The sequence below is a fragment of the Palaeococcus sp. (in: euryarchaeotes) genome (genome assembly GCF_053987695.1).
This window is the reverse complement of record NZ_JBMXHE010000063.1, coordinates 1-7,338: the sequence shown is the minus strand read 5'-3', so window position 1 is coordinate 7,338 and position 7,338 is coordinate 1. Positions and strand designations below refer to the sequence as shown.

Annotated in this window: 7 protein-coding genes and 1 tRNA gene; 6 read left to right on the top strand and 2 right to left on the bottom strand. The window is 44.7% G+C overall.

Going from position 1 to position 7,338, the window contains the following annotated elements:
- Both ACXJGZ_RS05525 and ACXJGZ_RS05520 read left to right on the top strand, forming a co-directional pair.
- The coding region (locus ACXJGZ_RS05525) for an aminotransferase class I/II-fold pyridoxal phosphate-dependent enzyme (protein ID WP_456398518.1) at positions 1-504 on the top strand (504 nt) is incomplete at its 5' end.
- Positions 505-606: 102 nt separating this feature from the next.
- Positions 607-684 (top strand) — tRNA-Val (locus ACXJGZ_RS05520).
- A 99-nt stretch (positions 685-783) separates the two neighbouring features.
- Here the strand turns inward: ACXJGZ_RS05520 and ACXJGZ_RS05515 are convergent.
- Both ACXJGZ_RS05515 and ACXJGZ_RS05510 read right to left on the bottom strand, forming a co-directional pair.
- A complete protein-coding gene (locus ACXJGZ_RS05515) occupies positions 784-1,428 on the bottom strand; it encodes a nucleotidyltransferase domain-containing protein (RefSeq protein ID WP_456398516.1) in 645 nt (214 codons plus the stop codon).
- Positions 1,397-1,726, bottom strand: coding sequence for a hypothetical protein (locus ACXJGZ_RS05510; protein WP_456398514.1), 330 nt, complete (start codon positions 1,724-1,726; stop codon positions 1,397-1,399). Before ACXJGZ_RS05510 ends, ACXJGZ_RS05515 begins: the two co-directional genes overlap by 32 nt.
- Positions 1,727-2,018: 292 nt before the next feature.
- Between ACXJGZ_RS05510 and ACXJGZ_RS05505 the strand changes: the two genes are divergently transcribed.
- The 4 genes from ACXJGZ_RS05505 to ACXJGZ_RS05490 all read left to right on the top strand — a co-directional run.
- Entirely contained in the window at positions 2,019-2,957 is a 939-nt protein-coding gene (locus tag ACXJGZ_RS05505) for an ABC transporter ATP-binding protein (RefSeq protein WP_366515045.1), read from the top strand.
- Complete coding sequence (locus tag ACXJGZ_RS05500; protein ID WP_456398512.1) at positions 2,941-3,738, top strand: ABC transporter permease; 798 nt, start codon at positions 2,941-2,943, stop codon at positions 3,736-3,738. The genes ACXJGZ_RS05505 and ACXJGZ_RS05500 overlap by 17 nt, the downstream gene beginning before the upstream one ends.
- 2 nt (positions 3,739-3,740) lie before the next feature.
- Complete coding sequence (locus tag ACXJGZ_RS05495) at positions 3,741-5,894, top strand: COG1470 family protein (RefSeq protein ID WP_456398510.1); 2,154 nt, start codon at positions 3,741-3,743, stop codon at positions 5,892-5,894.
- A gap of 104 nt (positions 5,895-5,998) precedes the next feature.
- The coding region (locus ACXJGZ_RS05490; RefSeq protein ID WP_456398520.1) for an acyl-CoA mutase large subunit family protein at positions 5,999-7,338 on the top strand (1,340 nt) is incomplete at its 3' end.

The window sequence follows — 7,338 nt, the reverse complement described above, 5'->3', positions numbered from 1 at the left end:
GATAGGGTGATAACAATAAACGGTTTTTCAAAAACTTTTGCAATGACTGGCTGGCGTTTGGGTTTTGTTGCGGCACCAGAATGGGTAATTGAGAGGATGACTCGTTTTCAAATGTACAATGTCACGTGCCCTGTAACGTTTGTTCAGTATGCGGCGGCTAAAGCTTTAAAGGATGAGAGGAGCTGGAAGGCAGTTGAAGAAATGCGTAAAGAGTATGATCGGAGGAGGAATCTTGTTTGGAAGCGCTTGAATGAGATAGGGCTTCCCACGATTAAACCAAAAGGAGCTTTTTACATTTTCCCACGCGTCAAGGACACGGGTTTAACAAGCAAAGAATTCAGCGAGTTAATGATTAGAAAGGCAAAAGTTGTTATGGTTCCAGGTAATGCTTTCGGAAAAGCCGGAGAAGGTTACGTGAGAATAAGCTACGCCACAGCTTACGAAAAGCTCGAAGAAGCCATGAACAGAATGGAGAGGGTTTTAAAGGAGAGAAAGCTGGTCTGATTTTTCTTTTTTATCATAAGCATCCAAAGCGTCACTTCCCAGAGCCGTTCGGAAATATCATCGAAAATATTATAAATGCCTTGTCCACTAGAACCCTTGGGCGGGCCCGTGGTCTAGACTGGTTATGACGCCACCCTTACGAGGTGGAGGTCCGGGGTTCAAAGCCCCGCGGGCCCACCATCGGAAACTTTTGCTAAGCAAAAAGTTCAAAAACTCGTGGATCAGCTGAAATTCTTCGCAGTAAAAAAGGTGATGCCCCAGTTATCCTAACAGTATGCTTCAAAACTTGTAAAATATATCCGCGCCTTTCAGTATAGTAAAAGCCTCGTATTTCACGTTCCACAGCTCAAGGAATTCCTTGAAGCGGTAAGTATGGTGGATTGGTACTACCACAACCCATGCGCCCCACTGCTCTCCATTGAGCTCTTTTAGGAGCCCGCTTCTCATGTCTCTGCCTTTTAGGGCGTATTGAAACCTTACGCGGTCTTTACGCTCAAGGCTTTCTAGGGTGAACCTAAAGAGTGCGTAAGCCTTCCCGTTCGTCAGCTCTGCTAGGGGCTTTTCCTTCATAAGTGAATATCCTTCCACGATTATGCCTAAGCTTGCGAGATTGTTGGGGTCGAAGAGTTCCCCAAGACTCATGGCCCTGATGTCAAGCCTTTTGCGAGGGAATATCCGAGAGAGTTTCTCCTTTAGTTCGAGTATTAGGTTTCTGAGCTTTAGTGCCGGTAGTTTCTCTCGGGTGAGTATCATGAGATCGAGGTCGTTCGGCTTTTCCTTCCCGAGGACTGTTAAGCCGTATAGGATTACATCAAAGACCTCGCTGTGTTGCCCTATAAATTCTTCCACGATCTCTTTGAGATTTTTAATAGATATAGAAAAAGGAAAGGGTTCAGAGCCTGGAATAGAGGTTGTGGATGTCATTTTTCAGCACCTCCACCCATTCTTTTGTTGCCCTCATGAGGTAGGTTTTGCGGTAGTTGTTGAAGTGAAAGTCCATGATGTCGTAGATTTCCTGATATTTGGTTTGGAGGATTCTAAAGCGCTCGGTGTGGTTTCGGGACAGTTTTCCGGTATCGCGGAGGGTTATGTAGTCGCAGATTGCCACAGGGGCTTTGAAGTAGAGGTTTAGGGCTGAGTTATAGTGCCCTTTGGAGAAAAGATAGTCTGCGTCTTCAAGGTATTCTTGGGCGTTGGCTTTGAGTTCGTCGAGGTTCACCATCTTGTTCCTCCGTTATTATGATGACGTAAAAGTAACATATTGGTTATCATGATAACAAAAGAGAAAGGAACTATGAATGGTGTTATCATGCCAACTTTTGAACCCATGATAAGTCGTTGATGATACACAATTTCTTTATCTTAACTGCAACGTCCTCGATGAGCTTGGAGTGCTCTTTTGCACGCTTCAGGCACTTTTAATTACTTCAAACATTTGGGAAACATATTTAAAGCTTTCAGACTAACATCTATATGCTAAGATAAAGATTTTGACTGGGATGATGGTGTCGAGTATGGTTCATGTCATAAAAACCAAAGACCTCACCAAATTCTTCGGAAAGAGAAACATAGTTTATCATCTCAATTTGAATGTCCCAAAAGGAGTTGTCTACGGCTTTCTCGGACCCAATGGAGCCGGTAAAACCACCACAATAAAAATGCTCACAGCTGCATTGAGACCAACCTATGGAGAGATAAAAATCTTTGAGATGGAAATGCCCCGGGAAAGGGTTGAAATCATGAAGAGTGTTGGATACATGCCCGAAGTTCCTATAGCATACGAAGATATGACGATTTTTGAGTTCTTGACTTATATGGGGAGGCTCTCCGGACTTGGGAAAGAGGAGACAAGGGAGCAGGCAAAGGAGCTAATGAAATATGTTGGAGTTGGCAGGCTGGCTTTAAATAAAATAAAGGAGCTTTCCTCGGGACAGAAGCAGAGGGTTGCCTTTGCATCCGCTTTAATTGGAAACCCTGAGCTCCTAATACTTGATGAGCCTACGGCAAATCTCGACCCCCTCGGGAGAATTGAATTCATAGGCAAAATTATATCCCTCGCAAAGGAGGGGAAGACAATTTTTGTGAGCTCCCACATAGTCAGTGAGGTTGAGAAGATGTGCAACTACGTTGGTCTAATCAATCAGGGGCGCCTGATAGCTCAAGGTAGAATAAGCGAGCTCACTAGGATAGAGGAGAATGAATACGATGTTGCGACGTCGGATAATGTAGGGGCACTCAAATTCCTGAGGGAAAAGCCTTATGTCCGGGAATCCTGGGAGGAGGATGGAATGTTGAGGGTTCAGGTAGATCCAAGATTCCTGGATGAATTTTTCCTGCAGTTTCCGAAGTATCTGAGCTCCCAGGGCATTCGCTTAAAGCTCTTTAGACCCCACACGAGTCCCCTTGAGAGAATCCTCATGGAAAAGTTTAACATAGGTGAGGAGAGTGATTAGCGTTCTTTACCTAAATGAGGTTTACAGGCTTCTGAAGTCCCGCAGGCTTAAAGTCATGCTAGCTCTAATGCTTCTTCCCGTTATAGTTTACTTCTTCACCCACGAGGAAATAACCGAATACAGCGCAAAAGCTTTGGAAATTTCCTTCCAGATAAACGTCTCCCAGTTCCTGATAAACTTCTGGGCTAGTGTGATAGGTCAGCTTGTAGTTATCATAATAATGAGCGATCTGCTGGCAAGCGAGATAGACAGGGGCACCATAAGGATCCTTCTCACGAAGCCGATAAAGAAAAGCGAAATAGTCATCGGTAAGTTCTTTTCAGGGGTCACGGCAATGGTGATTATATTTGGAATCCCCTATCTAATCATGCAGATTTACATGGTTCTCCTCTACAAATCAGGCTTTGAGGGAGTTAGGGCAACATTTGATGATCTCCTCTTTGCCACCGGCATCACGATACTTGTACTGGGAAGTTTGGGAGCATTTTCAATGCTTCTCTCCGTCATATTATCCAGACCTCTCTATGCCTCCTTGGCGAGCTTTGGATTGGTCTTTGCAGCACAGTTCATACTCCCGCAGCTGCCATTCTTTGACGACCCTGAGCGCTTTAATTTGAGCTATCAGATAGGAGTTCTTTTAAAAAAGGGCTTTACCCTTCATACCGGGCTAGATAGCTACAAAGGAGATCCCAATATGAGCGCCCTCTTTTTTTTGAGTGTTATCCTGATGAGCCTTGTTCTCACACTTTTGGCACTCTACAGAAAGGAGTATGAGGGATGAACATGAAAAAGGTGATTATTCCCTTCATCCTGCTCCTCTTTGCCGGAAATGTATTTGCCCTATCCATAGACCTGGGAATGGATGAGGTTCTCATAGTGGACAACAGCAGAGTAAGCTTCGATGTGGCCCAGAATAATCCGAATTTGGTTCTTTTAATGGTGGAGACTCCCAATGGGAGTGTTTTAAAGGGTTTAACCTTTGGAGAGAGCCTTTATGTGAACGGGGTTAACTATACAGTGGGTCGATTGGATCCCCAGAAAATGATTTTAACGCTGCATCTAAGCGGAAACTATTCAAAAACAGAGGTCTTAAAAAAGAAGGACTTTAAAGTTGAGATCCTGGAGGCTTTTGATGCCTATGTAAAGCTCAGGATCATCAACACAGGATACTACGATCTCAATGATACTTTGATCATCTCCTCCCAAGGACTGCCCGTAGAAGAACACCCGATTTTTCTGAAAAGGGGAGAAAGCATCACTTTAAAAGTAAAGGTACCCTCCAACCAGATAAATGTAACCGCTGAGGAGAACAAAATATCCAAGACCGTTACAATAGAATCCTTCGAAGAGCTCATTTCACTAGAGAACCTCTGGAAGGATGATAGAATTCACGTCAAGCTTAAGAATCACGGTGATCCAGCTAATGTTACTTTAAAGCTCCTCTTCAATGGATTAACCGTGGAGAAAAAGGAGATAACACTTGAAAGAGGAGAGGAAAAAGAAGTTTCCTTCGAGAGTAATATAAATCAGGGGGCCCTTGTAATTGACTATGGAGTTATCAAACAGGAGAGCTTTTACTTTGAAACCCCTGTGATCTCGCTCGTGAAAGTGGAAAAGGAGAAGGATAAGCTTAGAATATGGCTCAAAAATGAGGGTAAGGGAAAATTTGTCGGGAAGGTGAGTGTTTATCAAAATTCCTTCATAGTGGGGGAGCCCTACTACAGGAGCATTGAGATAGATCCGGATAAAGAAGGTCTCGTTGAGTTTGAAGTCCCCGAGGATGCGGAATTCCTAACCATAGCCATCAGTTCGGGGACATACTCATCCACGTTTCCAGTATCTTTAAAAACGGGTTGGGATGTCAAAGCTCTCAATTCCTATGCAAAGGGCATTTTGGGGGGAAAGACGAGCTACACACTACTCATAAACGGGAACGGAAATGTTAAGCTTGGTGTGGAGGGACTTCCCGAGTCCATAAGGGCATCGTTCTATTATAACGAGGCGGAGGTCAAGCAGCTGAATGTGGTCAAGAGCACCCAAGTGGTTCTCCTTCTTCAGCTCCCCAATTTACCGCAGGGATTTACCCTAAATAAGCCATTTAACTTTAATGTCACCATCAACGGAATTAAAATCCCCCTGGAGCTTGAAGTTAGTGGAATTGGAATTCTGCCTGTCTATGGTGATAACTGGCTCGCTAAAATGAACTATACAAGTGAATATCATCACCTTGGCTTGCCTTACAAGGTTGTTGGAAAGGATATAACCCCTCCCTTTGTGTTTGAGCCGGCGAAAGGGGAGAAAATCGCCATAATCTATGGTAACTACATACGACAGGGCAAAGATTTGAGGATACATCTTCTGGATACTTCGGGGAAAATAATAGCCTCATCCACACAGGGGAAGGGGAGGAGTGACTATGTGATATTCAATCAGAGCAAATTCATGCTCATGATAGAAGGAGGGGGCTACTTCAACTCAATCCTCCTCGTGGCCGATTACCTCGAAGTTCCCAAAAACATCACATTTGAAGTCAAGAGAAAGGAGTTCGGAGAGGGATTGAGAACATTCATAATAAACGCGAGCTCTCTGAGGGGTAAGACTCTCGAAATTTCCGTGAGCTCCAGCAGGGATGTTGAGGTCAGGGCATACTACTTTACCCTCAACAGAGAAAAAGAGGACTTTGATCCACTCTCAACAAACTTTAAAGGGGCTTTTAAAGGCCGTGGAGAGGAAATTCAGGGAGCCTTAGAAATAAGGAGCTACGAAGACTTCATAGCGGTCGCCATTATCGGAGAGGGAAATGTCACGATGAAATTTAATGTGAAGGGAGGAGAACTTGGAGTTAGAGAACTGAGCTCAAGAGTCATTTATCTGGCTGTTCTCGGTCTTCTGGCTCTTTTAATCGGGGTCATATGGCTTGAGAAGAAGTTAGGATGAGCTTCCATCTCTAGGGCTGGACAAATTATCCAATACCAAGCCCCATTTTTCCCAATGTAAAAGGTTTTTATAGGCTTGGAGCATAATAGCTTAAGGTGGTGTTCATGACTTTTGAGAAAGAGAAGGTGGAGGAAATTAAGAAGGCTGAGAAGGAATGGGAAGAAAAAGCTGTAAAACCGCTCATCGCTAAGAGACCCGAGAGAAGGGAAAAATTCATGACAGATGACGGCTTTGAGATTAAAAGGACTTACACCCCCGCGGATTTGGGAGAATGGGACTACTTAGAAAAGCTCAACTTCCCTGGTCAATATCCCTTCACGAGGGGCGTTTACCCGACAATGTATAGAGGAAGATTCTGGACGATGAGGCAGTATGCAGGATTTGGAACCGCCGAAGAGAGCAATAAAAGGTATAAATACCTCCTCTCCCAGGGGCAAACAGGATTGAGCGTTGCTTTTGACTTGCCCACACAAATCGGTTATGATAGCGACCACCCAATGTCTGAGGGAGAAGTGGGTAAAGTTGGTGTTGCGATAGACTCTTTATGGGATATGGAAATTCTTTTCGATGGAATTCCTTTAGATAAGGTCTCAACTTCGATGACAATTAACGCCACAGCGGCAAACCTCTTAGCCATGTACATATTGGTCGCCCAAAAGCAGGGTGTTCCCCAAAACATCCTCAGAGGTACAGTCCAAAACGATCTCCTCAAAGAGTACATCGCGAGGGGAACTTACATCTTCCCGCCAAAGCCGTCAATGCGTTTGGCCACCGATGTTATTATGTACTGTGCCGAGAACGTTCCAAAATGGAACCCAATCTCAATAAGTGGTTACCACATCAGGGAAGCCGGTGCAAATGCGGTCCAGGAGGTAGCGTTCACATTAGCAGACGGTATTGAATACGTCAAAGCTGTCATCGCGAGAGGTATGGACGTTGACAAGTTCGCTCCAAGGTTGAGCTTCTTCTTCAACGCTCACAACAACTTCCTTGAGGAGATTGCCAAGTTCAGGGCCGCAAGGAGATTATGGGCAAAGATAATGAAGGAGAAATTCAATGCCAAGAATCCAAAATCAATGCTCTTAAGATTCCACACTCAAACGGGAGGCTCCACCTTGACGGCCCAACAGCCGGAGAACAACATAGTTAGGGTTGCCATCCAAGCTTTGGCTGCTGTTTTGGGTGGAACTCAATCATTACACACAAACAGCTATGATGAAGCTCTTTCACTCCCAACGGAGAAGAGCGTTAGGATAGCCCTTAGGACACAACAAATCATAGCCTACGAGAGCGGCGTTGTTGACACAATCGACCCACTTGGAGGCTCATACTACATCGAGTGGCTCACCGACCACATCGAAGAGGAAGCCATGAAGTACATCGAGAAGATTGAAGCCATGGGCGGAATGATGAGGGCCATTGAGCGCGGATATATTCAAAAGGA